The organism is Shewanella sp. ISS20 (assembly GCF_056522965.1).
In genome coordinates this window covers 24,578-41,735 of the sequence record NZ_JAWRZK010000002.1, presented here as the reverse complement: position 1 = coordinate 41,735, position 17,158 = coordinate 24,578, and the positions used below count along the sequence as shown (strand labels likewise).

Sequence of the window (17,158 nt, the reverse complement as noted above, 5' to 3'; positions counted from 1 at the left end):
CGCTGCTGCAACTTGTTGCGCTTTGCACCGGCTAATTATTATCGCGGGGCGCGAAGCGCAAAGTCTGCCCGAAGGGAACGCCCCGTTCAAGCCACGATGACGGATTGAGTGACAAATCCAACTCACAACCTTGAAAAAGTTACGTTATCAAAAGGAGATGGGATATACACGATGCACCAGTGAGCAATCAGAGGGCGGCGCAGCCGCTGCTTGTCATCACCATGAAGGGATCACCGTAAAACGCCAACGCTTAAATATTGCGATAATTCAAAAAAGCAGGCATGTTACCAGCGAAACTTTTATTAACTGGATATAAAACAATGACAAAGACAGAGCTTGTAGCAAAAATCGCTGCCAACAGTGACATCACCAAGAAAGAAGCTGATGCTGCAATAAAAACCCTTATCGCTACGATTACTGAAACCCTAAAGACTGATGAAGAAGTAGCACTCATTGGCTTTGGCACCTTTAAATCAACCATGCGCGCCGAGCGTGTAGGACGTAATCCTCAAACAGGTGAACCTATGACCTTTGCAGCAAAACGCTCTCCTAGCTTCAAGGCTGGTAAAACGCTGAAAGAAGCCATGAATGCTTAATATCACAAGAAAAGCGTCTCTAATGACGCTCTTCTTCTCTTAGCCACACGCATTTTGTCGCAACAACCAAGAAGCCACGCCAGCCTAGAGCGCCGAAATATCAGATTGAAGTGAATGGCGACATGATCACCTGGACAGGCCAAGGCCGCACACCCAAGGTATTTCAACAGGAACTGGATGAAGGTTTTGAATTAAGTGATTTTCTTATCATAGTGTAACGCTATCTCGGCCTTGAGCCGTAGCAGAAGATTTGACGTGAATCAGACTTACCTAGTCTGATTCACGGCCTGAAAATTGACATTTTTGCAGCCATCTTGCTAACCAATGTTTGCCACAATCTTTGATTCAATGAATTTAACTCATTTTACCAAAGCATCATTTGACTTACTTTTCGTAATACCAGTACCGTGTCTACGATACAACTTGATTATTTGACCTAAATCAACCTAAATAAACTTGCTTAGCTCCACGCCAAACACCATAATCAACAAAAATATGTTGATTATGGTGTTTCCATGCTAATAAAATTTATTTGCGAAAATTTTTACTCTTTTGGCAATGAGCAAGAGGTATCTTTTGAAGTTGGGAAAAAACCATCGGCTTCCTACTACGACATAAACCTAAAGTCTGGTGAGCGCCTGAACAAGGTATTGGCTGTTGTTGGTGCTAATGGTGCTGGTAAGACTCAGCTGTTGCGTCCACTTGCTTTCCTTAGCTCATTTATATCGACATCTGTGTTCGACTATAAACCATCTGAGAATATCCCATACATGCCACACCGATTGTATGCCGATAAGCCAACTAATTTTGAGCTGCATTTCATGCTCGGTGAGGAGCAGTACAAATACAACTTATCGATTACAAAAAACGATGTATTGTTGGAATCACTGTATAAAAAAACGAGCCGTAGTTACTCCTATGTGTTCGTCAGAGAAAGAACTGAGGATGGATACAACTACAAACAAAATGGCTTCGGTTTTTCTGTAGCTCAAGCTAAGAAAGTGAGAAGTAATGTCTCTGTTATTTCAGCAGCCTTCCAACAAAATGTGTCTAACGCATCTAAGTTCTATGAGTACTTTGATAGTTTTATTTTCAATGTGAATATGATGGGGCGCAGACATTTCAATGATGGCGATATTCTGGAAGCAACCGAGTTTCTAAAAGAACAAGGTGAGTTGAAACAGAGATTACATCAAGCTGTCTTTGACTTCGATTTGGGAATTCACGATATTGAATATAAGCCACAAAAGCTTACAGATGAGAAAGGAGAAGAAATGGAGTTTGATTTTCCTTACGCTATCCATAAGTGCGAAAAAGGTGAATTTACACTCCCATTCTTCGAGGAATCTAGCGGTACTAAAGCTCTTTTTGTGATGCTTCGTAAGGTACTTCCAGTGCTACAATATGGCGGTGTTGCTATTTTGGATGAGATTGATAACGACCTCCATCCTCATATGCTTCCAGTGATTCTGAATTGGTTTAAGCACAAAGAGACTAACCAGCATGATGCACAGCTTATCTTTACCTGTCACACACCAGAAGTGCTAAATATACTCAAGAAACACCAAGTCTACCTCGTTGAAAAAGAACACCTTGAAAGCGATGCATGGCGTTTGGATGAAATGGTAGGCATCCGTGCCGATGACAACCTTTACGCTAAGTACCAAGCTGGCGCCCTCGGTGCAGTACCCAACGTATAGGAGTCTTGAAGTTGGCAAAGAAGAAAGTTAGAAAAACTAATGTTGCGTCACTTATCGTCGTTGGTGAAGGTATACACGACAGAGCGTTCTTGAATCACATGAAAGACAACTATGACGACCGTAAAACTGGGCAAGTAGTTAAAATCGAATCATCAGATGGTGGCTCGCCTAGAAATATTCTTATGTCTGCTAAAAAAAGCCAAGAAGCCGCTTACGACAAAAGATATGTATTGATGGATAGTGACGTAGCAATACCACAACAAGACTGGGCGTATGCGAAAAAGCATAAGATTGAAGTGATTTTGTCTACACCAGTATGTCTTGAGGGGATGTTGCTTGAGGTTCTTGGCTTTAAGGCTGGAACCTGCGGTGACAGCTGTAAAACTAAACTCAAACCTTATCTTGATGGCTGCCCTACTCAAAAAACTAGCTACCAAAAATCGTTTTCAAAAGAAGTTTTAGATGCTACTAAAAAAGAAGCGATTGTTAATCTTAGAGAATTGATTTCTAATCAAAAATAAATGCAAATATCTTAATTTGCACGAACCTGTAATGTTTAAAAATTAGCCAGTGAATCAGACTTGTCTAGTCTGATTCACGGCCTGAAAATTGACATTTTTGCAGCCATCTTGCTAACCAATCTTCGACATTTTCAAGTTAAAAAAGTGATAACTTGCGAAAATCAACATCAGTATATTGACTCAATTTTAGTAATACTACAGAGTATCTATAGAACTCAGGTCTTACTATAGTGTTAAGTGTTAAGTGTTAAGTGATGCGTTTCACGCAATTGATGCACAATATCAGCAACATTATTTTTTTTTGTTTGGATAGGTAGTTTTAATAACTCTATAATATTATTACTATTAATTATGCCACAAAGTTCGTTGTTATCAATAACCAACAAAACGCGACTTGATAAGGTATTTAATGTTAGTAGTACATCTTCGATGGTAGATGTTATTAATTCTTTTTTTGTTATAGCAAAGAGATTTTCTCTACACAACATAACATCGCCCACTGTAAGTGATAATGGTGTCACGGTTTTATTAAGCATCCTCAAAATTCGTTCTGGAGCCAGCTCAGCATAGCTAACAACGCCTTCCCAATGACCTAATGAGTTAGTAACGAGAAATTCGATGCCAAAAGCTGTTATCAAATATTTTCTTGCATCTGCAATAGACATTTCTTTAGGCAAAGAGCAAAGATGGTGATTATCAATTTTCTGCATAATTGCTATTGCAGACGATTCTAGATTTAAATTTTGATGTCCAATAGTAAGTTCTAATGAACTACTATCAAAGTATCTTAACATTTTCATAAAAGACTCTCCGTGTGCAACTGAAATGCTTTAAGTTGTACTCAATATATAAGGCGATGGCATACAACTAAGGGGCTACGAAACATCAACATTCCATCGAAATTGGCAGCCTTACCTCGCTTAATGAAACATACCAACATTTTAAGATAAAATTAACTTTATTTTACTTAATTGTGGAGCGAAATCGTTTTTTTTCAAGTTGGTTACCACTCTTTACTTAAATATTCAGTTGCATTTCTAACGCCTTCTATTAATGCTTTATCTGGGTTTAGTGCTCTGATCCAATACTTTTGGACACCGCGCTAAGTGAGTAATATGACTTAACGAGGTGAATATGACAATCAAAAAACCCAGCAAGGCCCACACTGCTGAATTTAAAACTGAAGCCCTGAAACTAGCCGAACGTGTCGGTGTTGCTGAAGCTGCCAGGCAGCTCAAAATCTACGAATCACAACTTTATAACTGGCGCTCTGCCATTGAGAAGAAATAGACAACTAGCCAGCGCGAAGCCGAGCTTGCTGCTGAAGTTGCCAAGTTAAAACGCCAGTTAGCCGACCAAGCTGAGGATTTAGCCATCCTAAAAAAGGCGGCCACCTACTTCGCGAAGAATCAAAAGTAGAACGATTCGAATTTAAGCTCAAATACCAGCACCAGTTTCGCCTAAAGCCAATGGCAACAGTGCTTGGCGTGACGCGAAGAGGGGAAGAGCCGAGTACACGCTTGCTCAAGCAGCACAGCCGTGATGGGCAAATCAAAGCTATTTTTGTCCAGAGCAAGGAACTCTCTGGCGCTCGGCGTATTCATGTCGACCTCGCGGAAGATGGAGAATGCGCTAATTTGAAAACCATAATGAACAGCATGACAAGACAGAATTTAGTGGCTAAAGCAGCCCGTAAATTCAAAACAACAACTGACAGCGATCACCAGCTTTCGGTGGCGCCAAATCTGCTGGAGCAGAACTTCGATGCCAGCGGCCCGAACCAAAAATGGGTCGGTGATATCACGTATCTGATGACAAGCGAAGGCGGTGTTTTTCAAGATAGTTGTCACTCTTTGCTTAAATATTAAGCTGCATTTATTACGCCTTCTATTGGTGCTTTATCAGGGTTTAGGGTCACGGCTCCAACCGCCTCACAATTTCTCACGTCTTTAGACCAGCGCGTCGGTCTTCTTGCCTTTGCCGCTTCAAGCACTTCCTTACGCTTGGCTAAAATCGCGTTATCTAGCTGAGCATGACGTTGTCCTGGTGAGACAAAATTGAGCTGGCTGTGTTTATGCTCATCGTTGTACCACTTCACAAACTTCTCAACCCATTCTCTTGCGCCAGCTAAACTGCTAAAACCCGATTTTGGCCACTGTGGTCGGTATTTTAAGGTTTTAAATAACGACTCTGAAAAGGGGTTGTCGTTACTCACCCGCGGCCGACTTAATGATGCCGTAATACCGAGTTCTTCTAGCTTGGCTTTCATGGTCAGTGACTTCATCGGCGCCCCATTATCAGAGTGCAGCACTAATGGCGTATTAAAACATTGCTCGCGTAACATGCAGCGTTGGATTAGCGCGGCTGCGTACTCACCGCATTCTTGTTCATGAACTTCGTAACCCACTATTTTTCTACTGTAAATATCTTCAAACATGTACAGATAATAGAACTGGCCTTTGACGGTTGAAGCCAAATAAGTGATGTCCCACGACCACAGTTGATTCGGCCCATCAGCCTGATAACTTAACGGTTTGCTTCGATTTACAGCAATCTGGGTGCGACCACGATGATTAAGTTGATTATTGGCATGTAATACTCTGTAAAAGCTTGATTCTGAGGCGATATAAATCCCGCTATCTAATAATGTCGGCACAATTTGCGACGGTGGTAAGCTGGCATACTCCTCTTGATTACACACACTTAATATCTGTTGTCGCTCATGTGCTTCGAGTTTATTTGCCGGTTCTGGTCGAGCCGCTATTGGTCTTAAATCGGCTTGCACTTGGCCTGCTCGATACCAACGTCGATAAGTGCGTTTACTGAGTCCAGTTTCAGCACAAGCCTTGTAAAGGCGAGCACCATTGGTATACGCCTCTTGAATTAAGGCAATCAATTCTATGCGCTCAGGCAAGGGAGTTAGCTCTCCTCGCTGTCGTCCCCCCAGAGCGCATTGAGCTTTTTTCTGAGCACCAGTAACGCTGCAGCTTCAGCCAGGGCTTTCTCCTTGTAGCGCAATTCTCGTTGCAATGATTTGATTTCGGCTCTGTCAGCCTTGGCCTGCTGTTTAATGGTTTTGGTTTGTACTTCTGAGGTTTGAAAACCAGCTAAACAATCCTGTTTCCACTGCTGTACTTGTTCGCGGAACAAGCCTTTTTCACGGCAATACTGACTTAACTCGGCTTCCGATAGCGGGGCTGTTTCAATGAGTACCGCAAACTTAGCTTCAGCTGACCAGTCATCAGTTGTTAATGTTTTACCTGGCACGGGGCGACCTTCTTTTCTGACAATATCTCGCCAATGATACAAGGTTTGCACCGCAATGCCTTCTTCCCGAGCAACCTCTGCGACCGTTAAATTGTGAGGCGGTAATAATTTTTTAAGGATCGCCGCTTTACGTTCTGGTGAATACCGAGCCATATCGTTCTCTTTTGCCGCACCCTGTCTTTAAAAATAATGATTATTTAAGGGTGACAACAATCCTGACACAGGGGGAAGGCTGGCTGTATCTGGCGGTGATTATCGACTTGTACTCGCGCGCCGTGATTGGCTGGTCGATGAGTAATCGCATGACGGCTAAGCTGGCTTATCCAAAGCATGAGCCGCAAAGCCTGCTGCTGGGACAACGCCAGTGCAGAGAGCTTCTTCCATTTATTGAAGGTTGAGGCCATTCAGTACGAGCCGATCATGGACAGGGAAAACCATGAAGCACACCGTGTTTGAGTACATAGAAGTTGATTACAACAAAACCAGAAGGCATAGTTCACTTGACTATTTAAGCCCTTAGAATTTTGAATTGAAAATAGTGCTTAGTTAAGTGTCCAAAGTTAGCGGATCAGATCAGTTTAATCCCGCCCTGCTATTTTCGACTTGATAATAAGTTATTATTTTTATAAATTTTATCATGATACATCAACTTGTCGGCTTCTTTCAGCATGTCCTCAATTGATTTGTGTTTTAGAGGTTCATAATTGACAACCCCAGAAGAAAACTCTATGCAATAAGGCAAACAATCTAAATGACTACGTAGTTTTAGTGATGAGGTCAATCGTTTTATTAATGCTTTAATCTGTTCAATATTTGCATTTATTAACAACGCTACAAATTCATCGCCACCAAATCTAGCACAAACATCAGAAGTCCTGAATGACTTTTTCATTTCATCAGCAAAAATTTTTAGAGCTCTATCACCTTCAGCATGCCCATATTTATCATTAATTTCTTTAAATTTGTCTAGATCAAAAAAAATGATTGTTGCTGAAAGTGATTCCCTAGAGAAAATACCTAAACAATGTCGTGTTAACATAAAAAAGCCTCGACGATTTGATATTTTCGTCAATTCATCAGACATGGTGAGCTGAATTGACATCATTTCACGCTCTATCATATCAGCCAGATTAACTAGCATAGCAATATCTTCACTATTAAAATCTCTAGGGACTATATCAATTATACAAACAGTACCTAAAATTTGTCCGCTTAAAGTTTTTAGAGGTTGTCCAGCATAAAATCTAATATACGGCTCACCAACAACCAAAGGATTATTAATAAATCTATCATCTTTCATTGTATCTTTAACTATGAAAGTATCTTCTTTCAGAATAGCATGACTACAGAAAGAAATTCTTCGTTCTGTTTCATTAACATCTAAACCTAATTTAGACTTAAACCACTGTCGATTTTCATCTACGAAAGAAACAAGGGCAATTGGAACATCAAATAAACGTTTAGCCATGCGAGTAACACAATCAAATCTTTCTTCAGGAGGAGTGTCAAGAATAGATAAATCATGTAATTGTTTTAAACGAATTTTCTCATTTATAGGTTTTTTAGATGATTTCATATCACGCTCCAATTGATATTACTCCTTCTATATCATATGTAGTATAAACGATAGTTTCTATGTAATCTACCAACGCTGTTGGTTTAATGTTATACATTAAAGACTCTGTTGTAATCTTTGATGTACTTCACTGCCAGCGAGAAACGTTTCAATGATAAGGCCTGATACTTGTAGACACTTAAGTTAGGCTGCAGAGTTAACAAAGTATTTAAGGTTTCAAAATACTTTTTCTAATCTGATAGAAATGAGCCGGTGAATCAGTCTGCCCCAGACTGATTCACGCCAGGCACAACCGCGCCCGATTTCGCCCCGCTTTTTCCTTCCCGCGGGGCTTTTTTTGCCTTACCATGAATCAAATCTCAAGAGAACTGATTCGCGCCTCATTTAAAGACGCTTTTCTACTGTTGAATCTAGAGTTTATTGCGCGACAATTACCCTGACCAGTTCAGGATCAACACATCATATTCTTGCACTTGATCATCTATTTTGGTTCTATGCTGAACCCCTAGAAATTCCATCAAGGCTTATAATCCAACACTTTTTTGTACAGCCCTTTTGATAAATTCATTCGTGCTAGTCGATGCTTGAAATGCAGCGATAGACGCAGCTAAATGTAAGTCATGTCCTAACCTAACATTAAGCGATCCCTTACAAGGCTTCTCTGGCTGAATGTCTTGTTGTGCGCAATCAACAAGATAGGCGTTAATTGCCTCTTGAAATGCTTGCTCTAACCCTTTGGCTGTTTCAGCCTCATAGTTGATCAACGGTGAAATGAATAATACTTGCCCAAACAGAATATTGTCGCCAGGGCAAATTTCTACAGAGCCGTGATACCCCTTATATGTCATTGAATTTTGCATCATAGTTTCCCCCATTCGGTTAATTTGTCTCTGACTTGGCGCAATGCGTAAGCCTTTAATTCATTTCTAGGGTGCGGTTTATGCAGGTTAATTAACTCTTTCGGAATGCCATTATCAAACTTAACCCTTGAACCATCGCCTTCTACTTGTTGATAACCTAGCATTTTTAACGCACCAGCTAATTCATGCCAAGTTAGTGTTTTGGACGACTTGAGTTTTGCTAATAATTTATCCGTTTTCGTCATGATACCTCCTGCTATATAGGAGGTCATTATACCAAACCAACAGAGCGCAGCGCAACTATATATAGTCGCGCTACATGTGTTCTGCCATACCGAATAGTTTCAGCAGTTTTATTATTTTGAGCCGTTGAGGGCTATTTTCTGGCGAACTAACAAAGTGGTGAAATTGACCAATTATTGAGAACTGGTTTTTTGTGTTTTTGGCAGAGGTTTAGTGGTGATTTTGAGGCGTTCGGCACTGATATTGAATGAGTGGCAAAGTCGTTATGCGCACAATATTCATAATGGTAAATCGTGTTACAAAAACGAAATTTTCGTTTTATTTAAATAAATAATAAAAACTTAATCAGGAGATTTGAACGAATCAATCCAATTAAGGCAAATAACCAAGCAAATTGAATTAAGTAAGTTAATTTGATTAACTTGATTAATTTACTTAACCCGATTAACTGAATTAACTTGATTAAACAGATTAAATCAATTAATCTGTTTATAGACTACATTGAGGTGTTGATATGAAAGTAATTAGCGTATGGAATGAAAAAGGTGGCGTAGGTAAAAGTACCATCAGTTTTAATCTGGCTGGAGCCGCCGCAGCAAAGGGCTTTAAAGTATTATTAGTAGATGATGATCCTCAGGGTTCTTGTGCTTGGTTGGGCAGTGATGGATTTGCTCCCTTCGAAGTCGTAAAACATTGGCCTCAGCAAAAACCGAATGTTGATATTGTTATCGTTGATATGACACCTAGTACCGCAGACACGCCTAACGGAGTGGTCGTTATGCCTTACCAACCAACTCGTTTATCTTATGGAGTAGTAGCTAAACATCTCCCTAAGTTGAAGCAACTAGGTTTAAAAGTGGTACAAGTAATATCGATGGGTGATATGCGAAAAAGTGAACACCGCGATTTTGTCAAAACAAAAATGGCTGAAGATAAAACCATCAAACTTGTACCCAACCGTGCCATTTTTGAACGTACAACTGGACTCGGTCGCACTGTTTTTGATCCCGAGTTAAAAGGAATGTACGGATTGAGGGATGCACAAAAAGATATGAACAAGATATTAGATGAGGTTTTGAAATGAGCAAAGGTCCAGCATGGTTGGCAACGGCAGAAAAAAACATATCAGGTAACGAAGTCGGGCAAGCCGCGATGATTGATGGAAAAATCCTTCGTGGAAAGCCTGGACGAAAAAAATCCCCCGTAAACCGTAAAGTGATTGGACTAAACTTTAGTGAAGATCAAAATCGAAAACTTACCGAACTAGAAATGACTCTAAAATTTGCAGGATTAGACTTAGTTCGTGGACGTAGTGAGGCCGCTGAGTTGGCTATAAATCTTGCCTTAGCAATAATGAGCGGAAAAAGTTCGGATGACATTAAAAGCTGGTCTCATGGCTTTCTATCTTCAATGACTGGGATAGAGGACAAGCAAGCAGTCGATGACCTGGCATAATTCCACCAAACCAATTAAGTGGATTAAGTGGATTAAGTGGATTAAGTGGATTAAGTGGATTAAGTGGATTAAGTGGATTAGCAAACACTAAATGGTCAATGGTGATGTGCAAATCACCACTGACCCGCAACACAAGCAACCTACAGAGGATTAAATATGTCGCATATAGAGTATACAGAAATAGATAAAAGCCGTCTAATTGACTTGCCGAAACTCCCCGCGTGGCAGTTATACCAATGGTTAGCAACAAAGCCGACATGGGTACAATTCAGGGTTGCAAAACAACTTAGTTTGAGCAAGTTTTACTGACAAGAAAGGGACATTAAGTCCCTTTCTTTTCGGAGGTCTACATCTAAAAGTCAGATATGAGTTATCTGGTTTTATAAACTCTTTTAAACTTTACTCGTTTTGCAAAAACGCCATTCAACCAAATATTTCCGACTATACATACGCCTATACCAACAACCCATCCAAAAAGCTCAGGAAGAAAAGATGCCGTTTGCACACCAAGAAACAAAGATAATATTAATAAACCAATGCCGAAAACCATTGGCACTCCATATTCAATTTCAGCCTGGCATCCACGACAGACTTTTGCACCGCGGCTAACAGTACCATGACAATGAGGACAAACTAGGTCGTTCATAGGTAAATCCTTTTATTAAGTGCAAGCATTTTAATGAAGTTTATCACGCGTAATATTACCGCCCAAAATCAATTATCTAACCACAGCACTAACTTTGGATATCTGAGTACTACCGCACAAAAACGTATACTATTTGGCAGCGATGGATATTACCTATCAAAACTACTATCATAAATAAATTATCAAAACATTTAATGAGAAATGATAATTTATGTCCAGAGTTGGTTATGCAAGGGTAAGCTTCAGAGGTCAAAGCTTAGAGGTGCAACTCAGCAAGTTACACCAAGCTGAGTGCAACAAGATATATCAAGAAAAACGCAGTGGTAGGACAACTGAACGGTCGGAATTTCAATCCTGCATGAGTTATTTGCGTGAAGGGGATACCTTGGTGGTAACTCGACTAGATCGCCTTGCTCGCTCAGTTGTTCACTTAGCTCAGATGGCTTCCCGTTTCCAAAATGAAGGTATCGATTTACTCGTTATTGACCAGAATATTGATACCAGCACCTCAACAGGGCGACTCATGTTCAATATGTTGGCTGCGATTGCAGAGTTTGAAAATGACTTACGAACAGAAAGGCAGGCTGAAGGCATAGCAAAAGCCCATGAAAATGGCGTCAAATTTGGTAGACCTGTAAAACTCACAAACATCTTAAAACAAGCAATTTATGATAAAAGAGCTGAAGGGGCGACCATTGGCCAACTTGCCAAGGAGTATCAGCTCGGCGAAGCATCTATTTATCGCGCCATTAATTCTGTGAAGAAGACGATAACATAGCCTTCCGAAACATGTTGATATCGGTATAACTCTTTGAATACAAACCAAACACCACAAAAGGTCTTACATTGAACTCACGTGATTTTGTTGCCATTGAAGATAATGGCTCATTTAAAGCAACGAAAAATAATAATGACTGGATTGTAGAAAAAGGGGCGATGTTAGTGACAGGCACCTTTGAAGGACGTGAGTTACTTGAGTTCACATCCCGACCGATACAAACGAAATCAGCCCTGGTTGATTGGATTTTACGAGTCTATTTTTAAGATAAAATATCCCATGACGAAAAAACGCACAACAATAGAAGATGAATGCATTAAGGCTACTCTCGCGCAACAACGGATGTTTACATCAGAGCATCACTGCGATGGTTGTCATAGTGAATCACCTAAGCGATACAGTGTGAGTGGCAAGTGCGTTAGCTGTAAGGCTACCGGTGTGAAGAATACGACCGACAACCATCATTGGACCACGAATGCTAATGATTTAAGAGCACTAAATGAAGTTAGAGTAGTAACGCTGATATTGAAGGAGCTCGATAAGCAACAGCGTTTACGGCTATTAAATAATCACTCAATGAACACACTTTTAACGCCCATACACTGCGGTATCACCGGCTTTGGCTCACCCGCAGCCGAATACCAGCAATTGCCACTAAGTCTTGATGAGTTGCTGGTAGAGCATCCTAGCGCAACATTTCTAGGGTATGCGAGCGGGCACTCAATGCAAGGCGCTGGAATTTTTGATGGCGATATCCTTATCGTTGATAGGTTTGTTACCGCTCAGCATGGTGATATTGTCGTGGCGACGCTGAATGGTGAGTTTATTTGCAAAACCCTCGACAGCATAAATCACAGATTACTCTGCAACCCCGCAGAGATTGTCCCCTGCCAAATCCATGAATATGATGACTTTGTTATAGAAGGCGTAGTTATTCGCTCAATCCGTTGCCACCGGCCAAGTCCATTACTACCAGAGTAAACGCCATTCATGTTTGCATTAATCGACGCGAATAGTTTTTATTGCTCCGCAGAGCAAGTCTTTCGCCCGGAATGGCGCGGCAAGCCCATTATTGTGCTTTCTAATAACGACGGCATGATAGTGTCAGCCAATCGCCAGGCAAAAGAAGCCGGCATTCCCAAATTTAAGCCATTCTTTGAGATAAAATTCCTTTGCGAACAAAAAGGCGTCATCGCGCTGTCTTCGAACTATGAGCTATACAGCTCACTGTCTGCACACATGATGCAAGTCATTGGGCGGTTTGGCCCCGAGCAACACATTTATAGTATTGATGAATCATTTTTGCGCTTTAAACACTGCCACCACGCCATCCCATGTTTAATCACTCACGCCCACAAAATCCGCCGGGCGGTATGGAAAGAAACCCGCTTACCCGTATGCGTTGGCATTGGCGCAACCGTTACGTTGGCAAAAGTCGCAAACCATGCAGCAAAAAAAATACAGGGATATCGCGGAGTTTGCGCCATTAACAGTGATGCAGAGCGTTTATCCATCTTGGCGGCACTCCCTGTTGCCGATGTTTGGGGCATTGGCAAAAAAATCAGCGCTAAATTACATGCTATAGGGATAAACACCGCGCTTGAGCTGGCCAACTACCCACCGGCATTGGCCAAGAGAAACTTTAACGTCGAAGTTGAACGCACAATCAAAGAACTCAATGGCGAATCATGCATTACCTGGGACGAAACCAAGGCAGACCAAAAACAGATATTTTCCACCAGAAGCATGGCGAACCGCATCATTGATAAAGCGTCTTTGACCCAAGCGTTATGCAAACATCTGGGGATAGCCGCACAAAAATCCAGAAAACAAGATTCATTATGTGGCGTCATGCTCGTCTTTGCCCATAACTCACCATTCAATGACAGACCCAGCGGATTTAAACAAACGCATCACTTTGCTTACCCAACCGCGGACACACCCGCAATGAGCCAAATAGTAAAGCAAATAGTTGATAGATGCTTTCAACCTGGAACCCAATATTACAAGGTTGGAATTGGGCTACTAGATTTAAGCTCTGCGAAAAATAAACAAGAGGATTTGTTTGCACCTATCACTAACCCAGCGCTGATGAATGTCTACGATCAACTGAATAATAAATATGGTCGGGATGCGATATTTGTTGCCGCTCAAGGGATAGCCCCAAAATGGGGAATGCGCAGAGACAGATTAACCCCACAATACACAACCAAGTGGAGTGACTTACCGAAAATAAAATGCTGAGTTTCGTTCGCTGCTAATGCCTTCTAGTCTTTCCCTTGCTTATTCCAAACCCCGGTTAAATGGTTAACCATTTAACCTATCACCTCATCTTGAAAGTGTTACACAATCATAATGCTTAGCTTCGATTTCGACTCATTTCCCTGCCAGACAGTCACGTAGTGACAAGCGCCGCAGGCTAACCATCTATACAGAAACACTAATAGCCTAACGGTCGATTAGACAAAATATCCCTTCAGCGCGGCTTTGCTGTTATCTAGCCCCTAGCGATAGCTAGGAATTGGCTAGGCATTAGTTATCCCCTGCTGTTGATGCCTTTCAATAATATTCTTTTAGAGTATTTATCTTATAGCTCGTAAGAGCTAAAAGAAGAACTCCCTGTTCTTACTCCTTTTTCTTACTCCCACTTTATTTAGCTAATACAAGGCTTATCCACAAGAGCATCTGGCCGCACTAGAAAACTACAAAAGGGAAGTTATTCACCAAGAGCTGTCAGTCAAAAACAGGGCTGGTGTGAGCGTTTTACTGGTGATAATTGACATAATATGTCAAAAAAAATCTGCGGACGTGACAATGCCTCGCGAGTTAACGCGATTAATTAAACGGGTAAGTTATTGATGGTGTGGCGAATGATGCCCGTGTGATGCGAACAGATCGCGAGTAGGTCTATGGCCGACGGGAGCATTATGTTCGCGCCACACAAAGCTCAGGCCGTTTTTAACCGCCTTTTGATAAGACGCTTTAATGCTTCCCAAGATGTTATCGGCAAACACGCCTATCGTTCGTAGAAAGCCTTTAGACAACCACTTATATGAAGGCTCTGAGCGAACGGTAACGCCATCTTCAGCGTAAAGCTTAATCTCTTTACTGGTGAATATTTCCATGTTTTCTAATATGGCAATGTAGCGATACCAGGTACTGCTTGATATTGAATCACCAAAGCGCCGCGCATATTGCAACATCAACGCATCGTGGCCGGTTGTATCCATGTGATCAAGCTTAGGCTTACCCACTTGGCCAGACATAAAGTCGCAATTGGTCAATAGCACTAGCAAGACGTTGAATAGCTTACGCCGCCCACGCAGTGACAAGGAACGTAACCGCCCACGCTTATCGGTATGGCTGCGTGTAGAGAACACAAGTTTCTTACTGTTATTAATCAGTATTTTGAAGTGGGGAGGTAAACGGTTTTTCTTAGTAAAGCCTTCATCAGACGCAATATAATCCGCTGAACCTACGGCTTTCTTAGTAGATTTTACCAGATTAGCGGCATAGCGGCGCTTTTCACGCAGTTCTCGACGCTTGGTACGTGCTTTTTCACGTATCGCTTGAATCTGCTTATTGGGAGTGCTAGAGGTTTTCATTAGACACACTCACAATATCCACGAGTGATCGAGTTAAGATCGCCGTACTGTATTGGATGCATCCAGGGGAATAAAGAGAGAAATGCCGCTTAGCGCAGCAATATTGCAGCTGATTTTTCATTATTAAACTCTACACGATTTAGATATGTTTGAATGCTACTTCAAACATTTGGTTATTTACGGTAATAGATTAGAAGGATCTATGCAAGATCAATTTGATAATAACTAGATTTTGAAAACAAAAAAGCCGAACACGTGTAGGAGTTCGGCTTTTTTGCAAATGCTATATAGTCAGATTAGCGGTCTGACACATTTTAAACTTGAAAAATACACTACATAGAAAGCTATGTAGTAGTGCTCTTTGTAATGCACTCTAACCTCAAGTTCTAAGCTTATAATAGTCTATTTATATTAATTAGAATAGTTTTTTGTTGTTAAATCTAGTCAATTTTAGTGGCATGAAAAACAACCTTCCCCACCACATCTAATTCGTCAAATCTATACAATTCATCGCTGTAGTTCTTGTTGTAACTTTTTAGCTTAATCATTTGCCTTTCGTAAGAAAAGACCTTTACCCTCAACGTATCACCCTGCCTAAAAACATACATATGACCATCTACAATGCAGTTTTGAGTAGGATCTACCACTATCAATGAACCATTTTTCAAAACAGGTTCCATTGAATCACCAGTAGCTACAATGCAAAATAATTTTGCGAAATTACAAATGCTTGGCAAATCTTTTACATGCAGTAACTCATATTCTTCATTTTCATTAAAGCACCCGCTACCAGCGGCTGCGTTAACATTGAAATAAAATGGAATTTTCTTAAAATCTTCCACGCATGAATCTACGCTGATAACCACACTAGAATCAGTTTCGACATCAAAGAAATCCATCTTGAGCTCATACTTATCCATTAACAGATTAATAAATTTACGCCGCGGATAAGACTTGCCTTTCTCCCACTGTGAAATTGTGGATTTAGTGACTCCAATAACCTCACCGAACTCACTCTGGCTAAACCCGTATCGCTCTCTCAATTGCTTCAGATTTTGACCAAAAACGCTCATACATTAAACCCTGTAAAATTTTAACTATTATCGCACTCCTGAAACCTCACACTGTTGAATCTCCCTTTACCTGTAAAGGCAAAATCGACCAAACTTTACTTTTGTTCTTTGCTGCTTTATCATGCACCACATGATCATTCATACAGTGCTTTGTGTGATTAATCTTCAGCGCCAATACGGGCTGTAATCCGCCCTTGCGGTTAGGATTGTTCTTTAGCAATTTGGGCCATAAAACGACGTTCTCGTTAATGAGTGTAGTCGCTCCCGGCACACCCCAAAGGGAGGAAAGAAAATTTGGAAATGTGACTTCGTAATATGTCCTCTGATGGCGACCGGACTGATGCTGGCTCAGATAGGCTAAAAACAAGAGCAGAACTCTTGGTATCAGGTACTGAAATGGTTTTACTGCGTGAATGACCCATTATGTGCGAAGTGCCCGCAAGTCTCGGCGGGAGGGGGTAGAGACTTTTTATCAATGTTAATGCGAAGGTTCTTCGTGATTTCCTCAGCTTTTTTGTGCAAGTATTTTTTCCCACAGAGAAAGATGAGTAAATCATGCAGAGATGGACTTCTATCAACTCAAAACAACACGCGATACGAATAGTTGAGCGTTTTTTCAGACAACCGCACCTTGCCAGAAAGGCAATCCAGTACAAATATCATCACCCAGACTCTTCGCACTACCGCTCAGTCTTCGACAGTATCGCTGTTATCACTGAGCAACAAACCTTAATGAGCGTCGATGAAGCCAAGAATGTATTTTTATACTGGCAGAATCGGCCTCTACATCGTTGGAAGCAACATGACTATTGCGTGGCCATACTAATGTTGACTGGTC

General features: G+C 41.1%; 18 protein-coding genes and 2 pseudogenes. 12 read left to right on the top strand and 8 right to left on the bottom strand.

What is annotated here, in order from left to right; translation table 11 throughout:
- Nucleotides 1-320 precede the first annotated feature (320 nt).
- The 4 genes from AC1HDP_RS18045 to AC1HDP_RS18030 all read left to right on the top strand — a co-directional run bounded on the left by AC1HDP_RS18045 (nt 321) and on the right by AC1HDP_RS18030 (nt 2,817).
- A complete protein-coding gene (locus AC1HDP_RS18045) occupies nt 321-596 on the top strand; it encodes an HU family DNA-binding protein (protein WP_479639980.1) in 276 nt (91 codons plus the stop codon).
- Between the two features lie 104 nt (nt 597-700).
- Nucleotides 701-814: an H-NS family nucleoid-associated regulatory protein gene (locus AC1HDP_RS18040; RefSeq protein WP_479639979.1), complete on the top strand. Its 114-nt coding sequence runs from the start codon at nt 701-703 to the stop codon at nt 812-814.
- A 297-nt stretch (nt 815-1,111) separates the two neighbouring features.
- Nucleotides 1,112-2,296: an AAA family ATPase gene (locus tag AC1HDP_RS18035; protein ID WP_479639959.1), complete on the top strand. Its 1,185-nt coding sequence runs from the start codon at nt 1,112-1,114 to the stop codon at nt 2,294-2,296.
- An 11-nt stretch (nt 2,297-2,307) separates the two neighbouring features.
- Nucleotides 2,308-2,817 carry a hypothetical protein gene (locus AC1HDP_RS18030; protein WP_479639958.1) on the top strand — a complete coding sequence of 170 codons (510 nt, stop codon included), beginning with the start codon at nt 2,308-2,310 and terminating at the stop codon, nt 2,815-2,817.
- A 233-nt stretch (nt 2,818-3,050) separates the two neighbouring features.
- Here the strand turns inward: AC1HDP_RS18030 and AC1HDP_RS18025 are convergent, their stop codons facing one another.
- A complete protein-coding gene (locus AC1HDP_RS18025; protein WP_479639957.1) occupies nt 3,051-3,617 on the bottom strand; it encodes a CBS domain-containing protein in 567 nt (188 codons plus the stop codon).
- 334 nt (nt 3,618-3,951) lie between these two features.
- Here AC1HDP_RS18025 and AC1HDP_RS18020 point away from each other — a divergent pair.
- Nucleotides 3,952-4,652, top strand: a pseudogene (locus AC1HDP_RS18020) (transposase); the annotation flags it as partial.
- A 29-nt stretch (nt 4,653-4,681) separates the two neighbouring features.
- Here AC1HDP_RS18020 and AC1HDP_RS18015 read toward each other — a convergent pair.
- A protein-coding gene (locus AC1HDP_RS18015; RefSeq protein ID WP_479639956.1) for an IS3 family transposase occupies nt 4,682-6,237 on the bottom strand; the annotation gives its coding sequence in 2 pieces (ribosomal slippage) (nt 4,682-5,775 and nt 5,775-6,237; 1,557 coding nt in all).
- 56 nt (nt 6,238-6,293) lie between these two features.
- Here AC1HDP_RS18015 and AC1HDP_RS18010 point away from each other — a divergent pair.
- Nucleotides 6,294-6,604 (top strand): annotated as a pseudogene (locus AC1HDP_RS18010) (IS3 family transposase); the annotation flags it as partial.
- Between the two features lie 72 nt (nt 6,605-6,676).
- Here AC1HDP_RS18010 and AC1HDP_RS18005 read toward each other — a convergent pair.
- The 3 genes from AC1HDP_RS18005 to AC1HDP_RS17995 form a co-directional block, all read right to left on the bottom strand.
- Nucleotides 6,677-7,660, bottom strand: a complete 984-nt coding sequence (locus tag AC1HDP_RS18005) for a sensor domain-containing diguanylate cyclase (protein ID WP_479639955.1) — start codon at nt 7,658-7,660, stop codon at nt 6,677-6,679.
- A gap of 524 nt (nt 7,661-8,184) precedes the next feature.
- Nucleotides 8,185-8,523, bottom strand: a complete 339-nt coding sequence (locus tag AC1HDP_RS18000) for a type II toxin-antitoxin system HicB family antitoxin (protein ID WP_240778955.1) — start codon at nt 8,521-8,523, stop codon at nt 8,185-8,187.
- On the bottom strand, nt 8,520-8,765 hold the full coding sequence (locus AC1HDP_RS17995) for a type II toxin-antitoxin system HicA family toxin (protein ID WP_140934227.1): 246 nt from the start codon (nt 8,763-8,765) through the stop codon (nt 8,520-8,522). The genes AC1HDP_RS18000 and AC1HDP_RS17995 overlap by 4 nt, the downstream gene beginning before the upstream one ends.
- Nucleotides 8,766-9,277: 512 nt before the next feature.
- On the opposite strand from AC1HDP_RS17995, the gene AC1HDP_RS17990 reads away from it, so the two are divergent.
- Together AC1HDP_RS17990 and AC1HDP_RS17985 are read left to right on the top strand one after the other, a co-directional pair.
- The gene (locus AC1HDP_RS17990; RefSeq protein ID WP_479639954.1) at nt 9,278-9,847 is read left to right on the top strand and encodes an AAA family ATPase; all 570 of its coding nucleotides are present in this window, start codon (nt 9,278-9,280) and stop codon (nt 9,845-9,847) included.
- Nucleotides 9,844-10,218 carry a hypothetical protein gene (locus AC1HDP_RS17985; protein ID WP_479639953.1) on the top strand — a complete coding sequence of 125 codons (375 nt, stop codon included), beginning with the start codon at nt 9,844-9,846 and terminating at the stop codon, nt 10,216-10,218. The genes AC1HDP_RS17990 and AC1HDP_RS17985 overlap by 4 nt, the downstream gene beginning before the upstream one ends.
- A 370-nt stretch (nt 10,219-10,588) precedes the next feature.
- Here AC1HDP_RS17985 and AC1HDP_RS17980 read toward each other — a convergent pair whose 3' ends face one another.
- Nucleotides 10,589-10,864: a hypothetical protein gene (locus AC1HDP_RS17980; RefSeq protein ID WP_479639952.1), complete on the bottom strand. Its 276-nt coding sequence runs from the start codon at nt 10,862-10,864 to the stop codon at nt 10,589-10,591.
- 211 nt (nt 10,865-11,075) lie between these two features.
- Between AC1HDP_RS17980 and AC1HDP_RS17975 the strand changes: the two genes are divergently transcribed.
- The 4 genes from AC1HDP_RS17975 (at nt 11,076) to AC1HDP_RS17960 (ending at nt 13,886) form a co-directional block, all read left to right on the top strand.
- Nucleotides 11,076-11,642 carry a recombinase family protein gene (locus AC1HDP_RS17975; protein WP_479639951.1) on the top strand — a complete coding sequence of 189 codons (567 nt, stop codon included), beginning with the start codon at nt 11,076-11,078 and terminating at the stop codon, nt 11,640-11,642.
- 68 nt (nt 11,643-11,710) lie between these two features.
- Entirely contained in the window at nt 11,711-11,908 is a 198-nt protein-coding gene (locus AC1HDP_RS17970) for a hypothetical protein (protein WP_479639950.1), read from the top strand.
- Nucleotides 11,909-12,218: 310 nt separating this feature from the next.
- Nucleotides 12,219-12,623, top strand: coding sequence for a LexA family protein (locus AC1HDP_RS17965; protein ID WP_479639978.1), 405 nt, complete (start codon nt 12,219-12,221; stop codon nt 12,621-12,623).
- Between the two features lie 9 nt (nt 12,624-12,632).
- Nucleotides 12,633-13,886: a Y-family DNA polymerase gene (locus AC1HDP_RS17960; RefSeq protein ID WP_479639949.1), complete on the top strand. Its 1,254-nt coding sequence runs from the start codon at nt 12,633-12,635 to the stop codon at nt 13,884-13,886.
- Between the two features lie 608 nt (nt 13,887-14,494).
- Here AC1HDP_RS17960 and AC1HDP_RS17955 read toward each other — a convergent pair.
- Together AC1HDP_RS17955 and AC1HDP_RS17950 are read right to left on the bottom strand one after the other, a co-directional pair.
- The gene (locus AC1HDP_RS17955) at nt 14,495-15,247 is read right to left on the bottom strand and encodes a hypothetical protein (protein WP_479639948.1); all 753 of its coding nucleotides are present in this window, start codon (nt 15,245-15,247) and stop codon (nt 14,495-14,497) included.
- 440 nt (nt 15,248-15,687) lie between these two features.
- The gene (locus AC1HDP_RS17950; RefSeq protein WP_479639947.1) at nt 15,688-16,320 is read right to left on the bottom strand and encodes an XRE family transcriptional regulator; all 633 of its coding nucleotides are present in this window, start codon (nt 16,318-16,320) and stop codon (nt 15,688-15,690) included.
- Nucleotides 16,321-17,158 lie beyond the last annotated feature (838 nt).